The sequence below is a fragment of the Bacteroides xylanisolvens genome, assembly GCF_018289135.1.
Lineage (GTDB): Bacteria > Bacteroidota > Bacteroidia > Bacteroidales > Bacteroidaceae > Bacteroides > Bacteroides xylanisolvens.
This window is the reverse complement of record NZ_CP072216.1, coordinates 4,950,671-4,975,057: the sequence shown is the minus strand read 5'-3', so window position 1 is coordinate 4,975,057 and position 24,387 is coordinate 4,950,671. Positions and strand designations below refer to the sequence as shown.

The following is a 24,387-nucleotide window of genomic DNA, read 5'->3' as shown; positions in this document are numbered from 1 at the left end:
TAAGTTTAGAAAGTGATATTTACACCGAATGCATATTGTCTCATAGTAGAATATCCCACTGCGGTACGCATTTCCGGATCCATTCCTTCATACCCGGTAATGGTAAATAAATTTTCACCGGAAGCAAAGAAACGGATATTCTGTGCATATACTTTTTTCGACAGGACAGCAGGCAATGTATATCCGATAGTCAGGTTCTTCAGTTTAATATAATCCCCTTTTTGCAAATGTACTGATGACTGTGTCATACCACTTTGGTCGTTACCGGAGTTATTTGTCAAACGAGGATTCTTTGAACTCAAGTTCGTGCGCGGATCATTGGGATTTTTGGGATCAAAGAAATAGTGATCGTTTGCTATTGCTTCCCCAATAGCATATCCTTTGATGGTAGCACTGCTGTTCAATGCCAAACGATAGTAGTAAATCTTGAAACCTGCCGCACCGGACCAGTTCATGGAGAAATCGAAGCCTTTCCAATTAGCGCTTGCCTGCAGACCGAAGTTATACTTGGGCACATTGGAGCATCCCTGAAACTCATTATCAGCGTCATTACCATATACACCGTCGCCATTTAAGTCAGCATAGATGTAATCACCATACCAAATGCCACTCTTACTGACGTTCTGACGCGGATAGAACTTATACCCTGCCCCTACCATAGCATTCAGCCATTTCATGTCGTCTACTGTACGGATCATTCCGTCTCTCGGACCACCGTTGATATTGACTGTTCCATCTGCGTTAAAACCGTTTCCACTGCCTTTATATGGTTGCAACATATAGTATTCATTAATCATTTTACCCTCTATTACACGGGTAGATCCTCCGGTAGAGACATCGCCGATATTGGTTTGATAAACACGGTTCCCGTTTTCATCTGTCACCCAGCCACGCTGCAACTCTCCTTTGTATTTACTGACCTTGTTCTGGTTATAGGCAAAGTTACCGGATACACGATATTCTACTTTACCGATACGGTCTTGCCAATTCAGGGTCATTTCAATACCGCGGTTAGTCACTTCCGCAATGTTCTGACGAGGGCCACTGGCTGTCCCGAGAGACATATACATATCAGGGCGATATAAGATTCCATCCGTTACTTTATTATAAAATTCAGCCTCAAACGTCAGACGGTTTCTTAAAGTTGCAAAGTCGATACCAATATTCGTAATGGCAGTACTTTCCCACTCCAACAGGTTGTTGGAAATAGAAGTAATTGCCAAACCATTATTAAGGCTACCTCCAAACGCGTACTTTGCCGAGTTGTACACAGCCTGCCATTCGTAGTTACCAATCGCATTGTTCCCTAACTTACCCCACGAAGCACGTAATTTCAGATTGTCGATAGGAAGTCCTTTCATAAATCTCTCTTCACTGATTCTCCACCCGGCAGAGAAAGATGGAAAAAGCCCCCAGCGATTATCCGGAGCAAAACGGGAGGAACCGTCATAACGCATATTAACCTCGAATAAATAACGGCTGTCGAAAGCATAGTTAATACGACCGAAGTAAGAACGGGATGTAAATTCCTCACCTGTACCACCTATGGAAGAAGGAGTAGTAGCAGAACTTGAATCACCCACAGACGAATCTATTAATCCAAGTTTGGCAGTGTCGGTAGTCCGTTTGACAAAACGTTCTTCTTCAAAGCCCAATAACATACCAATATCATGCTTATAAAAAGTCTGGTTATAGTTGAGCAAGTGCGTTAATTTCCAATGGTTTTCACGGACATACGCCATACGGGTATACAAATCGGCAGGATCTTTGGGGGCAGCTATCCACTGATCTGTACTAAAACTATATTTCCCATAATCCGTATTTACGGACATCGATTCATAACGGTAATCTTTATAGTTCAGATTAACATCGTATGAAAAGTGTTTCAGAAACTTCACGTTGGCATAGAAAGTAGTAAAGAACTGCGTGTTTTTGATATGCCCTTCCGATTGTGCCATGTCCCACAGAGGATTGTGAGATTGCGGATCTTCCTCGTTCGCTTCCGGCGCACCATATTTTCCGTCATAATATGGATATACGCCCGGTATCATTTTTTGGGTATTGATATTGGTGAGTGAACCGGTATCGCTTTTCTTCTGGTCAGTGTGATACCCCCATACGCGAGTACCAATACGTAACCACTTAGTAATATCCGAATAAACATTGGCACGCAAAAAATAGCGTTGGTATCCGGTATCCTTGATTAATCCCGGATTGTCAGTATAAGATATAGAAAGATTATATCCGGTACGTCCCTCCTGTCCAGTGACGGAAAGCGAATGTTTCATCATCCAGTCGTTACTATATATCTCATCGTACCAATCTGTATTAGGATAAGCTACATAATTAGGATAGCCGGAAGCCGAAATGCCATTCGGATCTTTTTCCGCCTCACGCCATTGATTGATGGTAATGTCGCTGAAAGGAGCAGATTCTCCTATATTAGTAGCAGCTTCGTTCATCAATTCCATATACTTGGCGTAGTTAGATACCGTTTTTATCAGTTTGGTAGGTTGATTCAGTGAAAAAGTAGCATTGTAAGATACGCTGACCTTTCCTGTTTGTCCGGTTTTGGTAGTAACCAGAATAACCCCATTTGCCCCCCGGTTACCATAAATAGCACACGAGGCCGCATCTTTCAGGATGGAAATAGAAGCAATATCGTTGGGATCTACATTATTCAGACTTTGTTCCATCCCATCCACCAACACGAGTGGTGAAGAACTGTTCAGGGTACCTACTCCCCGAATATTGAAAGAAAAGCCTTCATTATATGGAGTCCCGGAGCTTTGCATCACCTGCAAACCGGCTGTCATACCGCTCAACGCCTGCGAAGCACTGACCAAAGGACGGGAAAGTGATTCCTTTTCCAAATTTACCGTAGCAACCGAACCGGTCAGGTTCACCTTCTTTTGCGTGCCATAACCAACCACTACTACTTCTGAAAGCATTTTCACATTCTCTCCCATTACAATGTTGAATGTCGTCTTGCCGGGCGACAATGAAATTTCCTGCGTGTCAAAACCGATATAAGACACTTGCAATTTCTTAGCGTCCTCCGGTATTTCCAATTCAAATTTCCCTTCCATATTACTCACCGTGCCAATATTAGTACCGGGAATTGATACCGATACTCCAATTAACAATTCATCATTGACATCGCTGATGACACCATTGATACGCCGTTTCTTATCCGATTTCTGAACGACAGGCCGGGTGATAATAATATGATTATCTTTTATTTTATAAATCAACTCCTGCCCTTTCAGAATCTGATCCAGTGCCTTGCTTATCGGTTGATTATCTACCTTTACAGTTACCTTACGGGTCAGGTCCACATCATTTTTCTCATATACTAAGGATACATTTCCTTTGACCTCCAACTCCCGGAACGCTTTGCGCACCGTTACGTCTTGCAAATGTAAGGTCACCTGTTGTGCATGAACCGACAGTGGAAGAACTGCAGCTAATAGCACGAAGAACATGCATTTGATGATTTTACTCATTGATTTAAGTTTTTATGTGTATATCTTTTGTTACTAACTCATTGTTTTACAATATTCTTATTTAAACATTATCCAGGATTGCGAACTAGCCTCATTATCCGCATTTTTAACATTGCCGTTCGTTTCCCAGTCGTATCTACCGGCTACCTTTCCTAAAGGCACCCCTCTACTATCATCCCGAATAACAACAGGACTATGATAGTTCTCACCAAACACAATGGCATCCGTACAACCCACTTCCTGCAATGCCACAGCAACTTCCCGTAAAGAAGAGCCATCACTAAAGACATTCCAAGCTGCTTTTACCGAGTTATAAGAATTCGTAAAACGATTACTTACAAAAATGACCAAGTCTCCTTCTTCCGTGATACCGACAGCCCGGCGTCCTACAGGCTTGCCATCAAAAGTCCAAATGCTTACCGGATTAGCAGCCCATGAATTACTTCCTGACAATGCTCCATCCATTCCTCTGTTACGGGTCGAAGTATTTCTTCCTTCATTAGTAGCAAATGTCTTGTAAAGTTCTGCATTTTCTCCGGCAATCATGATCTGCCCTTTTTGCAACGGATAGGAATATCCACTGACAGCACTGGTTGGGGACCACTGTACTCCATTGGCAGCTTGTTTGCCGGCTCCGCCGCTGGTAAACTTATACAAGTTATTATCTATCACTTCTGCATACGAAATCTCCGCTTTTCCATCAGCTGTAATTCCCAGAGTTCCCGGACAATACTTCAAAGAAGTAGATAGGTTATATCCGAGACGCGGTGCGGATAGCAGCCCACTATCATTCCACCCGAGGCTATAAAATATCGGTACCCAGAATTGCCCGGACAATCCCGGAACAAACAATGAATAATCCATATTATCATTCATGATAGCTGTTGTACGATGTTGAGCAGTGGGTTCAGCCCATGTTACATTGTCTTTATTCATATCCCAGCTAACCTTCATATTTATTCTACCGGCAGGAATAGTTATCAACCATCCCGTATTACCGCTCCTTCCATGCAGGTTTTTATTTTCATAGACAATCATGAAATCAGGAATACAAATACTACTGTGTTGGCTTTTTAGATCAGCAGTAATATTTTTCCAGTTTACCCCTGCGTCAATAATTCCATTTACAGCACTCAACTGATATTTTTTAGTCATGTTGTTCGTATTGTCTTTTACAGTAATAGTAAGTGTGCTACTTAGGTCAACAATCAGGTTTCCGTTTTCATCCTTTTGACTGACGGGATCCGTAGAGATGATTTCTGCGTTATCTGCCAAAGTCGGCATCAACACAACGTTTGCAAATGCAGTGTTTTGTTTGAAACGTAACGAAGCGATGCCATTAATAAAGTTAGCACTAACCTGCTCTGTGTTACAAGTAGCCGTTACGCCTCGAAGTAGCTGAGTAGAAGTGCTGAAAATGGTATATTCGATATCATCTGCTCCATCATTCACTTTAATACGGGTGATACCGCTGCTCAAGTCCAGTACAGCATCAGTAGTAAGCGGATCAATGGGCTTTGCCCATTCATCCGCCAGTTTGAGTTTCACATTCACCGCACTTTGGTCGTCCAAAATGCGAAAATCTAAGGCTATGACCCTACTGTTCTGGTCAATAAGACCATTTATCCAGTTCCCTGTGCCATCTTCTGCCTGTATGGCTACCAATGGTTCTTTTACGTACCCCGGATCTTCGGATAAGACAACACCTTTCAGTTCATCTTCTCCGCATGACGTGAATATAAACACAAGGAATGTGCTTAATAGAAAATGTAGTTTCTTCATACAATATTATTTAAATAAGAAATAGCTTATTTTCTGTTATTCCTGAAAACAATCTTTATCCTGCATGACTAAACTAAAACAGCTGTTTGTATACCTTATAACTTAAAAAAGAGTGTCGCGCTATGCTCTTTTACAATCCTTCTTTTTACCATTCATAGAGATTCAGGTTAAAATATGCTTTATTGGCCTATTCATTAATATGACAGCCAGATTAATAAAAAGTATAGTGAGAAATGATTTTTTTATTCGTTCAGCCCTTCAACTCATCTTTTTATTAGTGAGTTTGGTCATCTTACATTTTTTCAATACCTTGCCCCCGAATTATCCATCGGAGAAACAGAACCTGTGAGTATTCACCTTAATATATTAACTAATAAATCAAATATACGATTTCTGAAAGACATAATGGAAAAAAACCTGGAAACAGAGATTATCGAGGCCCTGAAATCGGGTAAAGAGGAGGCATTCCGATACATCTATAAAACTTACTATACAGATCTTTGCCGGATAGCGAGAGGGTATTTGACAGACTCTTATCTATCAGAATCTATAGTAGAAGATTTGGTGTATAGTCTATGGGAAAACCGCTCTAAAATAACAATTAACACCTCATTGAAGAACTACCTTTTCAGAAGTGTAGCCAATAAGTGTATCAATTATCTTCAGCTTGAATATGTGAGAAGGGAAACGGCCTGCTCGTCAGAAGACCTGGTCATTTACAGCGATTTATGGTCCTTGGGCGAAAATCCGGTTGAGCATTTAGAGGGTAAAGAGCTACATTCTATTATCCAGAAGACGATTGACGGCTTATCTCCGGAAACCCGGAAGGTATTTTTATTGAGTCGTTTTGAGAACAAAAGACAAGAAGAAATTGCCGAAATCATGGGAATCACTATTCATACAGTGAAATATCACATGCGAAGTGCACTGGATAAACTGAAGGAAGCAGCAAGATCTTATCTTGCCCTGATTGTAATGTTTATTACGAATATATTTAATTAATATTAAAAAGCAAAGTAATTCACTATACTTCTTCTATTGACAAACTGTCCTGATGATAGCGCAGGTATATGATTTTCAATAGATATTAAGTTTAAGATGGTATGAAAGAAGAATTTGATAAACTGATATATGATTTCCTCTCGGGAAGTATCGCTAAAGAGGACTTGCATAAGTTGAACGAATGGATATACTCCGATCCGGAGAATCAGAAATATTTTGAACAGCAGAAACGAATCTGGCTTCTGTCTGCCGAGTATAAAAATGTATCTGTACACGAAGAACAAGCCTATAACAGATTTGCGAAACGAATCCGCAAACATAAGAGTGCTCCGGCAGGAAAGATGAGAAGAGCCTTATTTGTGAAGTATGCAGGTTACGCAGCGGCAATCATTATATTACTGTTTACCACTCCTTTTATAATTTATAATTTTACAACACCTGATGATTCTTTGATTTCCGAAGTATACGCTCCAAGAAAATCGAAATTAAAAATGAAGCTTCCTGACGGTTCTATAGTGTGGTTAAACGCAGATTCCAAGCTTTCTTACTCCGAGAGTTTTAGTCGAAAGAATCGCAATGTCCGGCTGGAAGGCGAAGGGTATTTTGAGGTAGAGCATGGAGAGCATCCATTTGTTATACAAACAGACTCCGCACAGATCAAGGTACTGGGTACTAAGTTTAACGTTAAAAATTATGGTGATGAGAATTATATAAAGGTATCACTCCTAGAAGGTTCCATTGTCTTATTGTGCATCAACCAAGAGTTTATAATGAAGCCTAATCAAACGATGACAGTTAATAAGCTTGACCAAACTTATAAGCTGACCGAGAGTGCTGACTATGCTGAACAGTGGATCAACTGCAAAGTATTCTGGGATGAAGTTCCTATGTCGATCATTTCTAAAGAGTTGGAGCGCCAGTTTGATGTGACATTCGCATTTGAGTCAGAGCAACTCAAGAATTTGATTTTCCATGGAAGTTTTATTATAGAAACAAATAATTTAGAGAAAATATTGGATATTATGTCTGAAACAAATAAATTTAGCTACTCAATTGAAAAAGATAAGGTATATATCCATTCATTGAAAAAATAAGAAACGATTAAAGAATCTTCAAAAATAATATCATGACCGCACAAGAGTTTTTTAAGAACGATCTGTTTGCCGAAAATGCAGGAGTAGTACTGCTGGAAGTACGCAAAGGTTACAGTAAAGCCAAATTAGAAATAAAACCCGAACATCTTAACGCAGGTGCCCGCACACAAGGAGGAGCGATCTTTACGCTGGCAGACCTTGCGCTTGCCGCAGCTGCCAACTCGCACGGCACACTAGCTTTCTCTCTCTCGTCCACTATTACTTTTCTGCGTGCCAGCGGCCCCGGAGATACTCTCTTTGCCGAAGCACGCGAACGCTATATCGGTCGAAGTACAGGTTGCTATCAGGTAGATATAACAAACCAAGACGGAGAGTTGATTGCAACTTTTGAATCTAGCGTATTCCGAAAGGATCAGAAAGTGCCTTTCGAAGTTCAGGAATAAAACAGGAAAGCGCATCAACACTTTTAAAAGTATACCTTTTAGAAACAGATAACGCGGATGATACGGATAAAAAGATAATAAATCCGTGTCATCCGCGTTATCCGCGTCTAAAAAATAACAGGTTGGCAGGGCCATTTACTTCTGATATGCCTTCGTTTTTTCTCTATATCTATTTAACGATAGAAGTCAGCGGATGCCGGTTACCCGTCACATTATTCAGGAATGCTTTTGCCGAACCGAAGTTCAGGAATAAATCCAGACGGACAGGAAGATGGTTCAAGTCGTCCGTCACGAAGAAAGTAATCACCTCCTTTTCTTTTCCTTTCTTATCATATTCTACCAATGAGAAGATCAGGCAACGGTAAGTAACTCCATTCTCCGCTTTCACATTTTCTTTTCCACGGTAGATAAGCGTTTGCTCTTCCACTTTACGGCCCGTAGCCATCGGGAACTTGATTTTGTCTCCCACCTTATAATCTGCAGGGTCGTAAGAACGTGCCTGCGCCAAGATGCTTAACATATCGTATATACAACGGCTATCGCTAGCTTCAGATTCATCAAACGCTCCATCCCGATAAGTACGTTTCTGGTTTACGAGGCAAAGACCGTCCTTATAAGAAAACCAAGCCTCATCAACCGTGTAACGTTTTCCCTCTTCAGCACCTTTGCGGAAATAGCGCGGTTCCAGTTTTTCACCGATCACACAAGTCAGCGTATCGCGCATCTTGAAAAAGAAGTCTGCCCGTTTACTGCCCAAAGCAAGCAGATTGATCCGGTAGGCAGGTTGTGAATGATAAGTAGTAGCATTCGTCGTCAGACTGGCAAGTCCGGCTTTCACCCAGACAAACTTCCAGTTAAAATATAAATCATACATTACGTGTTCGCCGGATTGAAACGCATCATTCTTCGCTTCACATTGAGCACTGGCTGGGAGGGCGAAAGCTCCCATCAGTAAGGCCACTAATCCGATAATAAAATTGCGTCGAACGCTAACGACGGCGGTTCTGACTATTTCGTTCCCGATCCTTTTTCTTCTTGTCTTCATCTGGTTTTTGTTTTTTAAGTTCATCCAGCTTTTGCTTATCCAGCGGAACTGCATGAATATCCCAACTTTGTTCTAGATCCCAGTTGGCTTTCGGCTCTAAAATCTGATTATAATAATACACCTCTTCGGGCTGCACCCCTTTTTCAAAATTGCCGGTATCCCATTCACCGTTTCCATTCCGGTCGTTAATCAACCGGGCGGAGTACTTACCGGGATTTAAGTAATAAAAGTCGGCATAACCTCCTTCCTCTACTCTTCTTCGGCGTACCACTTTATCCTGCGCATCCAACAGTTCAACGAAAGCATTAGGTTCCGCTCCCGTCACCACAAACGTGATTTTGGCATATTCTTCCAAACTACGCACCTTGAACCCTTGTTTTATTTTGTCTGTAAACAATCCGTATATACCATGAAATGCGGTCGAATCCACCGAAAATTCATATTCCAGCGTCGGTTCCCAATCATAATACACATTAAACTTCTTCAGATTTACGGAATCCTGCTCAAATTCAAACGGTATATCCTTCCAGAGCGTATCCACCTTTTGCCGCAGATGTATGGCGGCAGTGTCGTAGCTGGCTATCGGTTCTTCAAAATTCAAAGAAATATATCCATATACATCCATTGACGAAGGGGCACTAACATTCACCGGCAAGAATTTCGTCGGTTCGGGTTCATCCTCTTCCCCTTTCTTTTTCTTCTTTTTCTTTTTGTCCTTATCCGACTCCTCTTTCTTATATTTCTGCTTCGAAACAAGATTCAGCGTATCTGTACGGGGTACTAATTGGTTTAAAGTATCTGTATAAAGATAAGTCAGACTCATGGCAAGAGTATCCTGTTTGAAGAGCAAAGAATCTTTCACCCAATAATGGATTGTATCGTTCCGCTGATTCTTTTCGATGACAAAAGCATCCTTTTCATCGAAGTTTAAGCCTTTCAAGACTGGCAAAGTGTCCGCCTTACCGGCAAAATAAAAAGTGAACTTATGAGGAACCAGTCTTTCCGACTTGATAAGATATTGCGAATAATTAAGCTCTTTAAAGGCACGGAGGATGACATCATCCGGCAAATAATGCATATATTTCTTCTCAACAATCGTGTCGTAGGTCAATGAGTCCACCCAAGCAGTATCCATGCGGATACGTTCTTCCATGCGGGGGATAATCAACGAATCATGGAAAGCGATCATCTCGCTCTTCTGATTAAAAGTAAAGTTTTGGTCGGCATCCATCAATCCATAGATGCGATATTTGCCGGGAGCTACACCACGGATGGAGAAACGTCCACGGCTGTCTGTACGTGCCACACGGTCGAAAGGCAATTTGTTGAAAGCCGAATCATTCAGGTTGGAATGTAGTCCGACAAGCATACCTTTAATAGGTTCCAGGTTAGAGGCGTCGAGCATTGTTCCTGCTACTTCCATCGTATCGATTTCCGTACCGGTAGAAAACGTAAATGCAAAATTCCCTAGCGGGTTACCTTCATTATTGTCGACAATTGCATCCGAGAAGTCAATCGTATAGGTCGTGTTAGGCTTCAAAGAGTCGAGTAGGTTGACTTGTATTCTCTTGCCGGAAGCCTTGATTTCCGGTTGCTGTATCTGGGGAGGAGAAACAACGACTTTTTCGGTTGCTTTCTCCAGCTTAATAAACTCATCAAACATCAAAGAAATTTTAGTCCTTTCATTATTCAGAGCGCCCGCAGCAGGAGTACTACCGATGAAACGGGGCGGCGTCTCATCATAAGGGCCTCCGTCCGGCCGTCCAATACTGGCGCAGGAATATAACATAGCTCCCAGCGTTACTACCGGAAGCACCTTGCGAACTATTTGCTTTATCTTTTGATTCTCAAATTGTAACATGCTGCAAAAATAAGGGTTCTTATTCAATAAACACCACACTTTCTAGCTAATTTATTAAAAAAGGAAAGGGTGACTTAAGGTAATAAACAATATTTGCGACGTTTTTATTTCTTTCCTGCTAATATAATTAGTTTTATTGCCTAAAGAGATTACCTTTGTTGCCTAATCTTTTTTCGTTCCACTATAGTGTTCCGCAAAGAACACTATAGTTTCCCTTGCGGAGCACTATAGTGGGACGAAAGAGAAACTATAGTGGAACGAAATAAAAGTAGCAAGTGAAGTAAATCCGGATAGGCAAACGGATTTATCAATGTGCCTACACTAAATAAAAACGAATATGAGTATACAATATGACCTTTACGACACGCCTGACATTCAACAAACAGGCGACGCACAACCGCTTCATCCCCGCGTAGTATTCAAAGGAACCGTCGATCAGGAAGAATTTCTAGACCGTGTACACAAATTCACAGGAATAAGTCGCAGTTTACTGGCAGGTGCTATGCAGTCTTTCCAAAACGAGTTGAGAGACCTGATTGCCAACGGATGGATTGTGGAACTGGGAGATATCGGATATTTTTCAGTGTCTTTGAAGGGACCTCGTGTAATGAAGAAAAAAGATGTACACGCACAATCCATAGAACTGAAGAATGTCAATTTCCGGGTAAGTAGCCAGTTTAAGAAAGAAGTAGGCCAGCAAATGAGACTGGAACGTGGAGAATCGATGACTCGTCACCACAGAAAAGGGCACAGCGAAGAAGAATGTTTGACAATAATCAACCAGCATCTGAACAAATATCCCTGCCTGACCCGCACCGACTATAGCCGATTGACAGGACACGACAAAAAACGTGCTTTGAAAGAACTGAATGCTTTTATCGAACGTGGACTCTTAATCCGTTATGGAACAGGCAAACAGGTGGTTTATGCAAAGAAAACAGAAAGTTAAGTTAAAATCATCTAGCAGAATTACCTAGAATTCCAATTCTGAACTGAACAAAAAAAACAATAATTCAGTGTAGGGTTCTTTTTATATTAATCATATTTATACTGACTTTTAGTAAATCAGAACTATCTATGAAATTATAAAACAAGATTACTTGCTTTATCAATATTTATTGCTACTTTTGTAGCGGTTTCCTTTCATACGTAGAGAGGAACATTTTATTTTTTTTACAGAGAACGGTTATTTATTGCACTCGGTCATAAAATTCAGCTAAATTTTCCAACGAATAGCAATAAGTGATGCCAGGTCTCGCGCACACTTCTGTATATAATTTGTTTATATACTCAAATGGGCGTGGGGCTATCACTTATGTCGTTGGAGGGTCTTAGCTGGATACCTATGGTCGCATACAGTGGTAGTTTCCCACGTATTCTATGCTAATATCCTAATCTCTTATTCCGTTTAACAATAAATTAACTTCTCGTTCTTTTTCCTTTCTATAACGGCTCAGTCTGAAACCTTGGGGGATTGCGTTAAAATTCTTATTTTTGCATCATGAAAACATCCTCTTCCCAAACGATTGATCCTGTTGCTTCTTTAAGCTTGTTCTTGCCTTCAGGAATCCTTGATTACTTTACCCTAGTCAATCATGTTTCTCAGGATACTTGCTTTATTCTTTATTTAGAGGAGAAAGCCACTATTCCTGCTGAGTACTCTGATCTCCATCTTCACTCAAAAGGTTTCCTCCCTGAGATTGAAGTTCAGGACTTCCCTATCCGTGGTAAAGCCGTTTATTTACGTATCAAGCGTCGTCGCTGGGAAGATCCATCCACTGGGCAGACATATAGTCGTGACTGGAGTTTGGTAGCCACCGGTACTCGCATAACCGCTGAGTTCGGTGCTTTTTTAAAAGAATTACTTAGATAATCACGCCGTTAGCTGCCAAAGTGTAGCTGAGCATTACTGTATGGATGGCAAACAGCTTCAAAGCCAATATAAAGACCACCTGAGTGACTTCCAGAATTGGGATCAGAGAGCACATGCCCAAGAGTATATCCTTTATCCAAAGAATATGGGTTATCACCTATGTATTGACGAAACGGCTTTAAGTAAGGGAGATCTTTATACCATCTTAATAAATAGAGATAAGCGAGGTAGGAAAGGTTCTATTATAGCTGTAATTCAGGGCACTAAAACCGATGATATCATTGCGGTACTTACAAAGATGCCACAGGAGCTGCGTAATCAGGTCAAAGAAATTACACTGGATATGGCCGGGAGCATGCAAAAGATTGCCAAAACGTGCTTTCCACGTGCCATGCAGGTGATTGATAGGTTTCATGTACAAAAACTTGTATACGAAGCTGTACAAGAGTTGCGCATTACATATAGATGGCAAGTGATAAAAGAGGAGAATAAAGCTATGAAAGCGGCAAAAGAGAAGGGGGAAGTATATAAAGCAGAAGAACTCGAAAACGGAGATACACTCAGGCAATTATTGGCCAGAAGCAGATATTTATTATTTAAATCACCTGATAAATGGACCAAGAGTCAGAAAATCAGGGCAGAATTACTTTTCAAGCAGTTTGAAGATATTAAGCACGTATATTACTACTCATTGGAGTTGGGAAAGATCTTTTCCACAAACTATGACAAGGATGTAGCAAGAGCAAAGCTGGCACTATGGTATAATAAGATTGAAGAATATGGATACGATACATTCACAACAGTAGCAAACTCTATTGAGAATCATTATGAAAGGATTCTGAACTTCTTTGTGAACAGGAGTACAAATGCAGCAGCGGAAGCATTTAATGCTAAAATCAAAGCATTTAGGGCATCATTTAGAGGAGTAGTGGATATGAGCTTCTTCCTTTTTAGGCTAGCAAAGGTATATGCATGAAGGGAATTGACTAAACTTAATCCCCCAAGAATTACAACTGAGCCTCTATAACTTCTCGTTCTTCATAATATTTGTATGTATTTTGATCATATGGTACTTTCTTCCTGACTAATGCCACTATGATTCTTATGAGTTTGTTCTTGACATTATTTAAAGCCACTTGAGGCTTCTTTCCCTTACTAATCAGTCTTTGATAGTAATCTCTAATTTCGGGATTATATATTTTGGCTATATGAGCTGCTTGTCCTAATAATGATTTAATAAGTTTATTGGCGAAATGGCTTGTATGAGCAGGTGTATTTACACTCGTTCCGGATTGTTTACCAAAGGGGGCAACTCCATAATAGCATGCAATCTTTCTTGGGTCATATCCGAATTTTTTGAAGTTGTTTGTGTAGACCAACATACAGGTTGCGTTTTGCCTGGCTACGCCTTTTATTGAGGTTATAATAGCATAATTTTCTTTCAGTTCCTCATCCGCCTCTATTATGCTATCAATGGCCTTATCGCATTCGGCAATTGTTTTGTTTATCTCCGCAATAAGGTGTTTGCTCTTGCGGTTGATGAAGGATATTGCTTTTGACTTGTTTGATTGTGATTTGTCCTCTTTTCGTAATTCCATTGCCACTCTTTGCCCAACTAGCTTATGCCTATAGAGGAAAATCTCCCTTAGTTGCGCAAGGGATTCATTCAATGGTTCAAAGGGTACAACCTTGTCCTGTTGCCTCCATGCGTATTCAGCAATGATTGCTGAGTCCGCCTTATCGTTTTTCACACGCTGGATACCACTGCTATGTTTTATGGCGTAAGCGTTCTCAATCCATATGTCATAGCCTTTTCCGTAAAGCCATTTGCTCAGTCCTATACTACATGAACCTGTGTCTTCTCCACAGAATAGCCATTCCTCAGCAATTGTATTCCAAGCGTTTGTTTTAACCCAATTACATAACTTGCGGTAGCCCGTAGTGTTATTTGGGAAACACCCATACTCACGGGAGCCTATTTCGTTCATTCCACATGCGAGAATTATCGTCGCGTCAAGTTTCTCCTTTGAAAAATCAATTCCAATAAATAATTTTTTCATATTTTTGCTGTACTTTTCTAAGACTGGTAAAAGCTGTTTGAACTCTAAACTCTAAATAGGCTCGCAACCTTGATATTCTATCGGAGCTTTGCAGCTTGGCGGAGAGAGGCCGTTACGTGGGCTAGCCTCAAGTGCTTTCTCTTTTATGGTGTCCTCTTCCCGCCTATCAGTCTTTATCTTAATACAACAAAGATAATAAGACTGATATTTTCCTGATAAGATGCGGAGGTAATTATTCGTCTCGCTTGACTTTTTTAAAATAAATTTCCGACCTCTTATCTATTAACTGCAAACTTAGAGCTCTCTTTTTTTAAACCGCGCACCACAGGGAAATGATGCGACAAACATAACAAAGATATGTACGACGACCTGAAAGAAAACATTATTTTAGTAATGCAGCACCCTATCGCGCGCCGCCCCATCTCCAACTTATCAGATGAAGAACGAGAAAAAGCATTTGACTTGTTAAACTATCTTTCAACTTTATCCGTTGACGAAAACTATACCTTGTTAGATTACATCCAAATGGCACGTCTTGAATATGCACTTGGAGAGCTTGAGTATAAAACAACCAATGATACAGAAAAAGTAATACGACATTTTAGAACCGCCCTCCAACATCTGGAGAAAGGAGGGTTCGACTTAAGTATAAGCAAGTGGACAGAGTTAGTCAGCCTGCGAACCAAAGAAGACACGGAATAATTCAGAATCATAACCCTTACCAATATATATAGAAGATAGAAAACAAAGCGAAAAAGATTGCTTGTGCAAGTAGTCCTTTCGTTCTATCTTCGAAGAGGATGCCTTCCCCACACTTGATACCCCAATATCTTGATCGGCATCCTCTTCTTCTATCTTTCTGCCAAATCTTTTTTACATAAAATTCCCCAATACAGCAGTATTCTACTTATTAACTAATTTATTAACGCACAATTCTTTTTCAGCTTGGTCATGAATTTCGGAAACCATATCTTTGCGTCGTGATCACAAAACAACAATAAAACAGATTAACTAACTATTAAAAGAAGAAAGACTATGGCATTAAAGTATGTTGTCAAGAAAAGAGTTTTCGGCTTTGACAAAACAAAGACTGAAAAGTATGTAGCACAGAATGTAATTACCAATACGGTAAATTTCAGAGATTTATGCAAGGAAGTATCCATGTTCGGTATGATTCCCGAAGGCGCAGTGAAGCACGTGATTGACGCACTGATTGATGCGTTGAACACGAACCTCAACAAAGGATTGTCTGTGCAATTAGGTGACTTCGGATGTTTCCGTCCGGGCATGAGTTGCAAAAGCCAGAAAGAGGAAAAAGATGTAGATGCCGATACCGTTCGTCGAGTGAAAATTGTATTTACGCCGGGATATAAATTTAAGGATATGCTGGATAATGTAAGTATTTACAAGACGGAAGGAAACGGCGGCACCTCTTCCGGAAATGGAGGGGGAAATAAACCGGAAAATCCGGACGAAGGCGGTAGCGGTGAGGCTCCGGATCCTGCAGCATAACGTATGAATCATATCTATATATGTATTAGTTATACGCAAGTCTACGTATAAACAGCGTATAAGAACTGACTAATATAACAGCCAATTTTTATTAACGTGAGATACCTTTTCCACCGCGGTGGAAAACTGTATCTCACGTTTTTACTGATTAGAGTAAGTAAAATACTCTATTTTCTAGCTAATTTATTAAAAACTAGCCTTAATTGAATGATTTTTTGACCTTCACTGAATAAAATATTCCCTATCTTTGACTCCCGAAATTCAAACCTAATACAAAAAACCCATGAAGAAACAACTACTCTCTTGCTGCTTGGCTGCATTGGGACTGACAGCAATTCAAGCGCAAAGCTTCAACGAGTGGAAAGATCCGGAAGTGAATTCCGCAAACCGCTCCGCTATGCACACTAATTACTTTGCTTTCGCATCGGCTGATGAAGCTAAAGCCGGCATTAAAGAAAATTCCGCAAATTTCATGACCCTGAACGGTCTTTGGAAATTCAACTGGGTGAGACACGCAGACGCACGCCCGACCGACTTTTACCAGACTAATTTCAACGACAAAGGTTGGGATGATCTTCAAGTTCCCGGTGTTTGGGAGTTGAACGGCTACGGTGACCCTATCTATGTCAACGTAGGATATGCCTGGAGAAGCCAATTCAAAAACAACCCTCCGCTAGTGCCGACAGAAAACAACCACGTAGGCTCTTACCGCAAAGAAATCATCCTTCCTGCTGACTGGAAAGGCAAAGAGATTTTTGCACATTTCGGCTCGGTAACTTCCAACATGTACCTTTGGGTGAACGGACGTTACGTAGGATATAGCGAGGACAGCAAACTGGAAGCCGAGTTCAACCTGACCAACTACCTGAAACCGGGTAAAAACGTGATTGCTTTCCAGGTATTCCGCTGGTGCGACGGCAGTTATCTGGAAGATCAGGACTTCTTCCGCTACTCTGGCGTAGGACGTGACTGCTATCTTTACGCACGTGACAAGAAATACATCCAGGATATTCGCCTCACTCCAGATTTGGATAGCCAATATAAAGACGGTACGCTGAACATAGCCGTTGATCTGAAAGGAAGCGGCACAGTTGCCTTGGACTTGACAGATACTCAAGGTAACAGTGTAGCAACTGCCGACCTGAAAGGCTCTGGCAAATTAAACACTACCCTATCCATCTCCAACCCGGCCAAATGGACTGCCGAAACGCCTAATCTCTACACGCTGACCGCTACACTGAAAAACGGCAACAACGTAGTAGAAGTAATCCCCGTTAAAGTAGGATTCCGCAAGATTGAGCTGAAAGGCGGACAGATACTCGTCAACGGACAACCGGTGCTCTTCAAAGGAGCCGACCGTCACGAAATGGACCCGGACGGCGGTTATGTCGTTTCTCTCGAACGTATGTTGCAGGATATCAAAGTGATGAAAGAATTGAATATCAACGCTGTACGTACTTGTCATTATCCGGACGACAACCGTTGGTATGACCTTTGTGACCAATATGGTCTGTATGTAGTGGCCGAAGCCAACGTAGAATCTCACGGAATGGGTTACGGCGATCAGACACTGGCAAAGAACCCGAGTTACGCTAAAGCTCACATGGAGCGTAACCAACGCAATGTACAACGTGGATACAACCATCCGTCCATCATCTTCTGGTCACTGGGCAACGAAGCCGGCATGGGACCGAACTTTGAGAAATGCTACACTTGGATTAAGAACGAAGACAAGACACGTGCCGTACAGTATGAACAAGCAGGAACCAGCGAATTCACCGATATTTTCTGCCCGATGTATTATGACTACGACGCTTGTATCAAATATAGCGAAGGCGACATCCAAAAGCCGTTAATCCAATGCGAATACGCGCACGCAATGGGTAATTCACAGGGAGGATTCAAAGAATACTGGGACATCATCCGCAAATATCCGAAATATCAGGGCGGATTTATCTGGGACTTTGTAGATCAATCCTGCCACTGGAAAAACAAAGACGGAGTAAATATCTATGGTTATGGCGGCGATTTCAACAAATACGACGCTTCGGACAACAATTTCAACGACAACGGTTTAATCAGCCCCGACCGCGTGCCTAATCCGCATGCATACGAAGTGGCTTATTTCTATCAGGATATATGGACTACTCCTGCAGATCTTGCCAAAGGTGAGATCAATATCTTCAACGAATATTTCTTCCGCGACCTCTCTGCATATTATATGGAATGGCAATTACTGGCAAACGGGGAAGTAGTGCAAACAGGCATTGTATCCGACCTGAAAGTTGCACCCCAGCAAACTGTGAAAGTGCAAATTCCGTTGGACGTGAAGAATATCTGTCCTTGCAAGGAATTGTTGCTGAATGTGAGCTATAAACTGAAAGCCGCCGAAACGTTGCTGCCGGCAGGAACGACTATCGCTTACGACCAGTTAAGCATCCGCGACTACAAAGCACCGGAACTGAAACTGGAAAATCAACAGGCTTCCAACATTCCGGTTATCGTGCCCAGTATTTTGGACAACGACCGCAATTACCTGATTGTGAAAGGTGAAAACTTCTCTATGGACTTCAATAAGCACAATGGTTACCTTTGTCGCTACGACGTCAACGGCATGCAAATGATGGAAGACGGCAGCGCACTGACTCCTAACTTCTGGCGTGCACCGACCGACAATGATTTCGGAGCCGGACTGCAACATAAATACGCTGCCTGGAAGAATCCTGAACTGAAACTGACTTCTCTGAAACATGCTATTGAAAACGATCAGGCAGTGGTTCGTGCAGAATATGACATGAAGTCGATTGGCGGAACATTATCGCTGACTTACACCATTAACAACAAGGGAGCAGTGAAAGTTACCCAAAAGATGGCGGCAGACAAGAGCAAGAAAGTTTCTGACATGTTCCGCTTCGGTATGCAAATGCGGATGCCTGTCAACTTCAACGAGGTAGAGTACTACGGTCGTGGTCCGGGAGAGAACTATGCTGACCGTAACCACGGAGCCATGTTAGGCAAATACCGCCAGACGGTGGAAGAACAATTCTATCCTTACATCCGCCCGCAGGAAACCGGAACCAAAACGGATATCCGCTGGTGGAGACTTCTGAACATTAGTGGTAACGGATTGCAATTCATATCGGATGCTCCTTTCTCTGCTTCTGCCCTGAATTATACCATCGAGTCATTGGATGACGGTGACGGTAAAGATCAACGTCACTCACCGGAAGTAGAAAAGGCAGACTTCACCAATTTCTGTATCGATAAGGCACAAGCGGGACTTGCTTGTGTGAACAGTTGGGGAGCCATCCCACTGGAAAAATACCGTCTTCCTTACCAAGATTATGAGTTAAGTTTTATTATGACTCCTGTATATCATAAAATAAAGTAAAAAACATAGTTAAAAAACACGGTATCAGAGAACAAGAATACCGAATTTAAAGTACTTTTGCAGCCGGAAACTAATTTAACCGAATTAGTTTCCGGCTTTTTCTTCCTTAACCCCCTTAATCTATATGGACGAACAGCACACTGGCAACAAACGCATTAAATTAAAAAACAGATATTTATTAAGTATGAAAAGTAGAATTGTTTTATTTGCATTTTGCGTAGCCCTCTTGTCTAGTTGTGGCAATAAGGGCAATGACACAGGAAAGGCTCCTGAATATGCAGTACAAGAGTTACAAAAAACAACTGCCAATTTAACAACCGCTTATCCGGCTACAATCAAAGGTAAACAAGATGTAGAAATCCGCCCCCAAGTATCGGGCTTCATCACGAAACTGTGTGTAGACGAAGGAGCAACTGTACGTAAGGGACAAGTGTTGTTCATTGTTGACCCGACTCAATATGAAGCAGCCGTACGCACTGCCAAAGCAGCAGTTGCTACAGCCGAAGCAGCAGTGAGCACTCAACAAATGACGTATGACAATAAGAAAGAGTTGAACAAGAAGCAAATTATCAGTGACTATGACCTGGCAATGGCAGAAAACTCTCTGGCACAAACCAAAGCACAGTTGGCACAGGCAAAAGCACAACTGACCACTGCTCAACAGAACTTGTCATTCACACAAGTTAAAAGCCCGTCAGATGGTGTTATCAACGATATTCCTTATCGTATAGGGGCACTAGTAAGCCCTTCTATCGCTACACCGATGACTACCGTATCCGAAATTGACGAAGTATACGTATACTTCTCAATGACAGAAAAGGAATTGCTGGCAATGACCAAGTCCGGTAGCACAATCAAAGAAGAAATCAGCAAGATACCGACTATCAAACTGCAACTAATCGACGGTTCCACATACGATGTAGATGGAAAAGTAGACGCTATCACAGGCGTTATCGACCAATCTACCGGTTCGGTAAGCATTCGTGCTATCTTCCCGAATAAGGAACATGTATTGCGTAGTGGAGGCACGGCAAACGCTCTGATTCCTTATACCATGGAGAATGTAATCACTATACCGCAGTCTGCAACAGTAGAGATCCAGGATAAGAAGTTCGTTTATGTTCTGCAACCGGACAACACAGTGAAATATACAGAAATCAAAATCTTTAATCTGGATAACGGGAAAGAGTACTTGGTTACTTCCGGTTTGAATTCAGGAGATAAAATTGTAATCGAAGGAGTACAAAACCTGAAAGATGGCCAGAAGGTTCAACCTATCACACCAGCGCAGAAAGAAGCAAACTATCAACAACATTTGAAAGACCAACGCGACGGTAATTTAGCCACAGCCTTCAACTAATAATCAGATAATCATATGAAATTAGATAGATTTATTAACCGTCCGGTACTATCAACCGTTATTTCTATCCTGATAGTCATCCTGGGGGCTATCGGATTGGCGACACTGCCTATCACGCAGTATCCGGACATCGCGCCTCCTACTGTTTCGGTAAGAGCCACCTATACGGGAGCCAGTGCATCGACCGTATTGAATTCCGTGATTGCTCCATTGGAGGAACAGATCAACGGTGTAGAAAACATGATGTATATGACCTCAACTGCGTCAAACACAGGTTCCGGTGAGATATCCATATATTTTAAACAAGGAACAGACCCGGACATGGCCGCTGTCAATGTACAAAACCGTGTCTCTATGGCACAAGGTCTGTTGCCTGCCGAAGTAACTAAAGTCGGTGTAACCACCCAAAAACGCCAGACTTCCATGCTGGTAGTATTCTCTCTATATGACGAGACAGATACATATAGCGAATCATTTATTGAAAACTATGCTAAAATCAACCTAATCCCACAAGTACAACGTGTTCAAGGTGTAGGTGATGCTAACGTTTTGGGTCAGGATTATTCTATGCGTATCTGGTTACGACCGGACGTCATGGCACAATACAAGCTCGTACCTAGTGATGTTTCCACTGCTCTGGCAGAACAAAATGTCGAAGCAGCTCCAGGACAGTTCGGTGAACGAAGTAACCAAACTTTCCAATATACTATCCGCTATAAAGGACGTTTGCAACAGCCTGAAGAGTTTGAAAATATCGTTATCAAATCTCTTCCTGACGGTGAAGTACTCCGTCTGAAAGATATAGCAGAAATTCAGCTGGACCGTTTGGGATATAACTTTACCAACCGGGTAGACGGTCACAAATCTGTGACTTGTATCGTATACCAGATGGCAGGAACCAATGCGACACAGACCATCAGTGATATTGAAGCATTGTTGGATGAAGCATCAAAAACGTTACCTACCGGATTGAAACTGAACATCTCCATGAATGCCAACGACTTCCTCTTCGCTTCTATCCATGAAGTATTGAAGACGTTGATCGAAGCATTTATCCTGGTGTTTATCGTAGTGTATATCTTCTTGCAGGATTTACGTTCGACATTGATTCCGACTATCGCCATTCCGGTAGCTCTGATCGGTACTTTCTTCATCCTGTCCCTGGTAGGATTCAGTTTGAACTTGTTGACGTTATGTGCGCTCGTGCTTGCTATTGCGATTGTGGTCGACGATGCGATTGTGGTCGTCGAGGGTGTGCATGCCAAGCTTGACCAAGGTTATACATCTGCCCGTCTGGCTTCTATCGATGCCATGAATGAATTGGGTGGTGCTATCGTATCTATTACGTTGGTCATGATGGCTGTATTCGTTCCGGTAAGTTTCATGGGAGGTACAGCAGGAACATTCTATCGTCAGTTCGGTATGACTATGGCTATCGCTATCGGTCTGTCCGCATTGAACGCGTTGACTTTGAGTCCGGCTTTGTGTGCCGTTCTTCTGAAACCTCACAAAAAAGAAGACGGAACAACGGAAGACTCCACATTGAAAGAACGCATGAAAGTAGCCTATACGGCAGCCCATACAACCATGATCAACAGATATACCGAGGCTATCGGAAAGATGTTGCATCCGGGAATTACACTTACTTTCACGCTTATTGCCATTCTCGGCATGATCTTTGGTTTGTTCAGTATCAATCCGATAGTTACTGCTATTTTCGTAGTGCTTAGTATTCTGGCACTGATCGGAATGAGTACGAAGAAGTTTAAAAACAGATTCAACGATACATACGAATCAATCCTGAAACGTTATAAGAAACGAGTACTGTTCTTTATCCAGAAGAAATGGTTGTCTATGGGATTAGTTGTCGCTTCCATTGCGATACTTGTATTCTTCATGAACACCACCCCGACAGGTATGGTACCTAATGAAGATACCGGAACACTGATGGGAGCAGTAACATTACCTCCGGGTACTTCTCAAGACCGTTCCGAAGAGATTTTGGCACGTGTAGACAGTCTGATCGCTTCCGATCCTGCGGTATTGTCACGTACAATGATTTCCGGATTCAGCTTTATCGGTGGTCAGGGACCTTCCTATGGTTCTTTCATTATCAAACTGAAAGACTGGGACGAACGTTCCATGATACAGAATTCTGACGTTGTGGTCGGCTCCTTATATATGCGTGCACAGAAGATTATCAAAGAAGCACAAGTATTGTTCTTCGCTCCTCCTATGATCCCGGGTTACTCGGCATCTACGGATATTGAAGTGAATATGCAGGATAAGACCGGTGGTGATCTGAACAAATTCTTCGATGTGGTTAATGATTATACGGCAGCATTGGAAGCACGTCCGGAAATTAATTCAGCAAAGACTTCCTTCAACCCGAATTTCCCGCAATACATGATTGACATTGATGCGGCAGCTTGTAAAAAAGCTGGCATCAGCCCGAGCGATATCCTCACTACTATGCAAGGATATTACGGAGGTTTGTACGCATCCAACTTCAATCGTTTCGGTAAGATGTATCGTGTTATGATTCAGTCAGATCCGTTATCACGCAAAAACCTGGAATCTTTAAAAAATATCAAGGTGCGTAATAGTGCAGGCGAGATGGCCCCGATTGCCCAGTTCATTTCTGTGGAGAAAGTATATGGTCCGGATATTATTAGTCGTTTCAACCTTTATACCTCTATGAAAGTAATGGTAGCTCCGGCAAGTGGTTATACATCCGGTCAGGCATTGACGGCTCTTGCCGAAGTTGCTCAAGAAAACCTGCCTACCGGTTATACGTATGAACTAGGAGGTATGGCGCGTGAAGAGGCTCAAAGTAGCGGAAGTGCTACCGGACTGATTTTTGTACTCTGTTTTGTATTCGTTTACTTATTGTTGAGTGCACAGTACGAAAGTTACATTCTTCCATTGGCCGTATTATTATCCATTCCGTTCGGTCTGTTAGGCAGTTTCCTGTTTGTGAATGGTGTAAGTGCTATCGGTAATATTTCGGCATTGAAGATGATTCTGGGTACGATGTCAAACAATATCTATATGCAGATCGCGTTAATCATGTTGATGGGTCTGTTGGCGAAGAATGCCATCTTGATCGTAGAGTTCGCCCTAGATCGTCGCAAGATGGGTATGAGTATCACTTGGGCAGCTGTATTGGGTGCCGGTGCTCGTCTCCGCCCGATTCTGATGACATCATTGGCGATGGTAGTCGGTTTGCTTCCGTTGATGTTTGCCTTCGGTGTAGGTGCCCACGGTAACCGTACACTAGGTACTGCCTCTATCGGTGGTATGTTAATCGGTATGATTTGCCAAATTTTCATCGTTCCTGCCTTGTTTGTTATCTTCCAGTATCTGCAAGAGAAAGTTAAACCGATGGAATGGGAAGATATTGACAATGCAGATGCCGTAACAGAGATTGAACAATACGCTAAATAATGAAATTCGAT

At 41.9% G+C, this 24,387-nt stretch carries 16 protein-coding genes; 11 read left to right on the top strand and 5 right to left on the bottom strand.

The features are described from left to right. Window positions 1-5: 5 nt before the first annotated feature. Together INE92_RS20655 and INE92_RS20650 are read right to left on the bottom strand one after the other, a co-directional pair. Window positions 6-3,506, bottom strand: a complete 3,501-nt coding sequence (locus INE92_RS20655; RefSeq protein WP_004307468.1) for a TonB-dependent receptor — start codon at window positions 3,504-3,506, stop codon at window positions 6-8. A gap of 57 nt (window positions 3,507-3,563) precedes the next feature. Beyond that, a complete protein-coding gene (locus INE92_RS20650; RefSeq protein WP_008776096.1) occupies window positions 3,564-5,288 on the bottom strand; it encodes a hypothetical protein in 1,725 nt (574 codons plus the stop codon). A 405-nt stretch (window positions 5,289-5,693) separates the two neighbouring features. Between INE92_RS20650 and INE92_RS20645 the strand changes: the two genes are divergently transcribed. The 3 genes from INE92_RS20645 (at window position 5,694) to INE92_RS20635 (ending at window position 7,827) form a co-directional block, all read left to right on the top strand. Further along, complete coding sequence (locus tag INE92_RS20645; protein ID WP_004310927.1) at window positions 5,694-6,290, top strand: RNA polymerase sigma-70 factor; 597 nt, start codon at window positions 5,694-5,696, stop codon at window positions 6,288-6,290. A 101-nt stretch (window positions 6,291-6,391) separates the two neighbouring features. After that, on the top strand, window positions 6,392-7,384 hold the full coding sequence (locus tag INE92_RS20640; protein WP_004310926.1) for a FecR family protein: 993 nt from the start codon (window positions 6,392-6,394) through the stop codon (window positions 7,382-7,384). A 32-nt stretch (window positions 7,385-7,416) separates the two neighbouring features. Next, a complete protein-coding gene (locus INE92_RS20635) occupies window positions 7,417-7,827 on the top strand; it encodes a PaaI family thioesterase (RefSeq protein ID WP_004298330.1) in 411 nt (136 codons plus the stop codon). 169 nt (window positions 7,828-7,996) lie between these two features. Here the strand turns inward: INE92_RS20635 and INE92_RS20630 are convergent, their stop codons facing one another. Both INE92_RS20630 and INE92_RS20625 read right to left on the bottom strand, forming a co-directional pair. Beyond that, window positions 7,997-8,872 carry a DUF3108 domain-containing protein gene (locus INE92_RS20630; protein ID WP_008641759.1) on the bottom strand — a complete coding sequence of 292 codons (876 nt, stop codon included), beginning with the start codon at window positions 8,870-8,872 and terminating at the stop codon, window positions 7,997-7,999. Further along, window positions 8,817-10,733: an Ig-like domain-containing protein gene (locus INE92_RS20625; protein ID WP_004298332.1), complete on the bottom strand. Its 1,917-nt coding sequence runs from the start codon at window positions 10,731-10,733 to the stop codon at window positions 8,817-8,819. Before INE92_RS20625 ends, INE92_RS20630 begins: the two co-directional genes overlap by 56 nt. A gap of 337 nt (window positions 10,734-11,070) precedes the next feature. Between INE92_RS20625 and INE92_RS20620 the strand changes: the two genes are divergently transcribed. From INE92_RS20620 to INE92_RS20610, 3 genes are all read left to right on the top strand, one after another. Then, window positions 11,071-11,682, top strand: coding sequence for an HU family DNA-binding protein (locus INE92_RS20620; RefSeq protein ID WP_004324286.1), 612 nt, complete (start codon window positions 11,071-11,073; stop codon window positions 11,680-11,682). 552 nt (window positions 11,683-12,234) lie between these two features. Beyond that, entirely contained in the window at window positions 12,235-12,606 is a 372-nt protein-coding gene (locus INE92_RS20615; RefSeq protein ID WP_008640050.1) for an ISAon1 family transposase N-terminal region protein, read from the top strand. Window positions 12,607-12,646: 40 nt separating this feature from the next. Continuing rightward, a complete protein-coding gene (locus INE92_RS20610) occupies window positions 12,647-13,582 on the top strand; it encodes an ISAon1 family transposase (protein ID WP_008025715.1) in 936 nt (311 codons plus the stop codon). Window positions 13,583-13,613: 31 nt separating this feature from the next. Here the strand turns inward: INE92_RS20610 and INE92_RS20605 are convergent, their stop codons facing one another. Beyond that, window positions 13,614-14,666: an IS110 family RNA-guided transposase gene (locus INE92_RS20605; RefSeq protein WP_211421244.1), complete on the bottom strand. Its 1,053-nt coding sequence runs from the start codon at window positions 14,664-14,666 to the stop codon at window positions 13,614-13,616. 357 nt (window positions 14,667-15,023) lie between these two features. Here INE92_RS20605 and INE92_RS20600 point away from each other — a divergent pair, with 357 nt between their 5' ends. The 5 genes from INE92_RS20600 (at window position 15,024) to INE92_RS20580 (ending at window position 24,376) form a co-directional block, all read left to right on the top strand. After that, entirely contained in the window at window positions 15,024-15,368 is a 345-nt protein-coding gene (locus INE92_RS20600) for a hypothetical protein (protein ID WP_004307475.1), read from the top strand. 333 nt (window positions 15,369-15,701) lie between these two features. Then, window positions 15,702-16,178 carry an HU family DNA-binding protein gene (locus tag INE92_RS20595; RefSeq protein WP_004298336.1) on the top strand — a complete coding sequence of 159 codons (477 nt, stop codon included), beginning with the start codon at window positions 15,702-15,704 and terminating at the stop codon, window positions 16,176-16,178. Window positions 16,179-16,461: 283 nt separating this feature from the next. Continuing rightward, on the top strand, window positions 16,462-19,569 hold the full coding sequence (gene lacZ, locus INE92_RS20590; protein ID WP_008641755.1) for a beta-galactosidase, LacZ type: 3,108 nt from the start codon (window positions 16,462-16,464) through the stop codon (window positions 19,567-19,569). A gap of 184 nt (window positions 19,570-19,753) precedes the next feature. Continuing rightward, on the top strand, window positions 19,754-20,929 hold the full coding sequence (locus INE92_RS20585) for an efflux RND transporter periplasmic adaptor subunit (RefSeq protein ID WP_032841908.1): 1,176 nt from the start codon (window positions 19,754-19,756) through the stop codon (window positions 20,927-20,929). 15 nt (window positions 20,930-20,944) lie between these two features. Continuing rightward, a complete protein-coding gene (locus INE92_RS20580) occupies window positions 20,945-24,376 on the top strand; it encodes an efflux RND transporter permease subunit (protein ID WP_004307479.1) in 3,432 nt (1,143 codons plus the stop codon). Window positions 24,377-24,387: the final 11 nt, after the last annotated feature.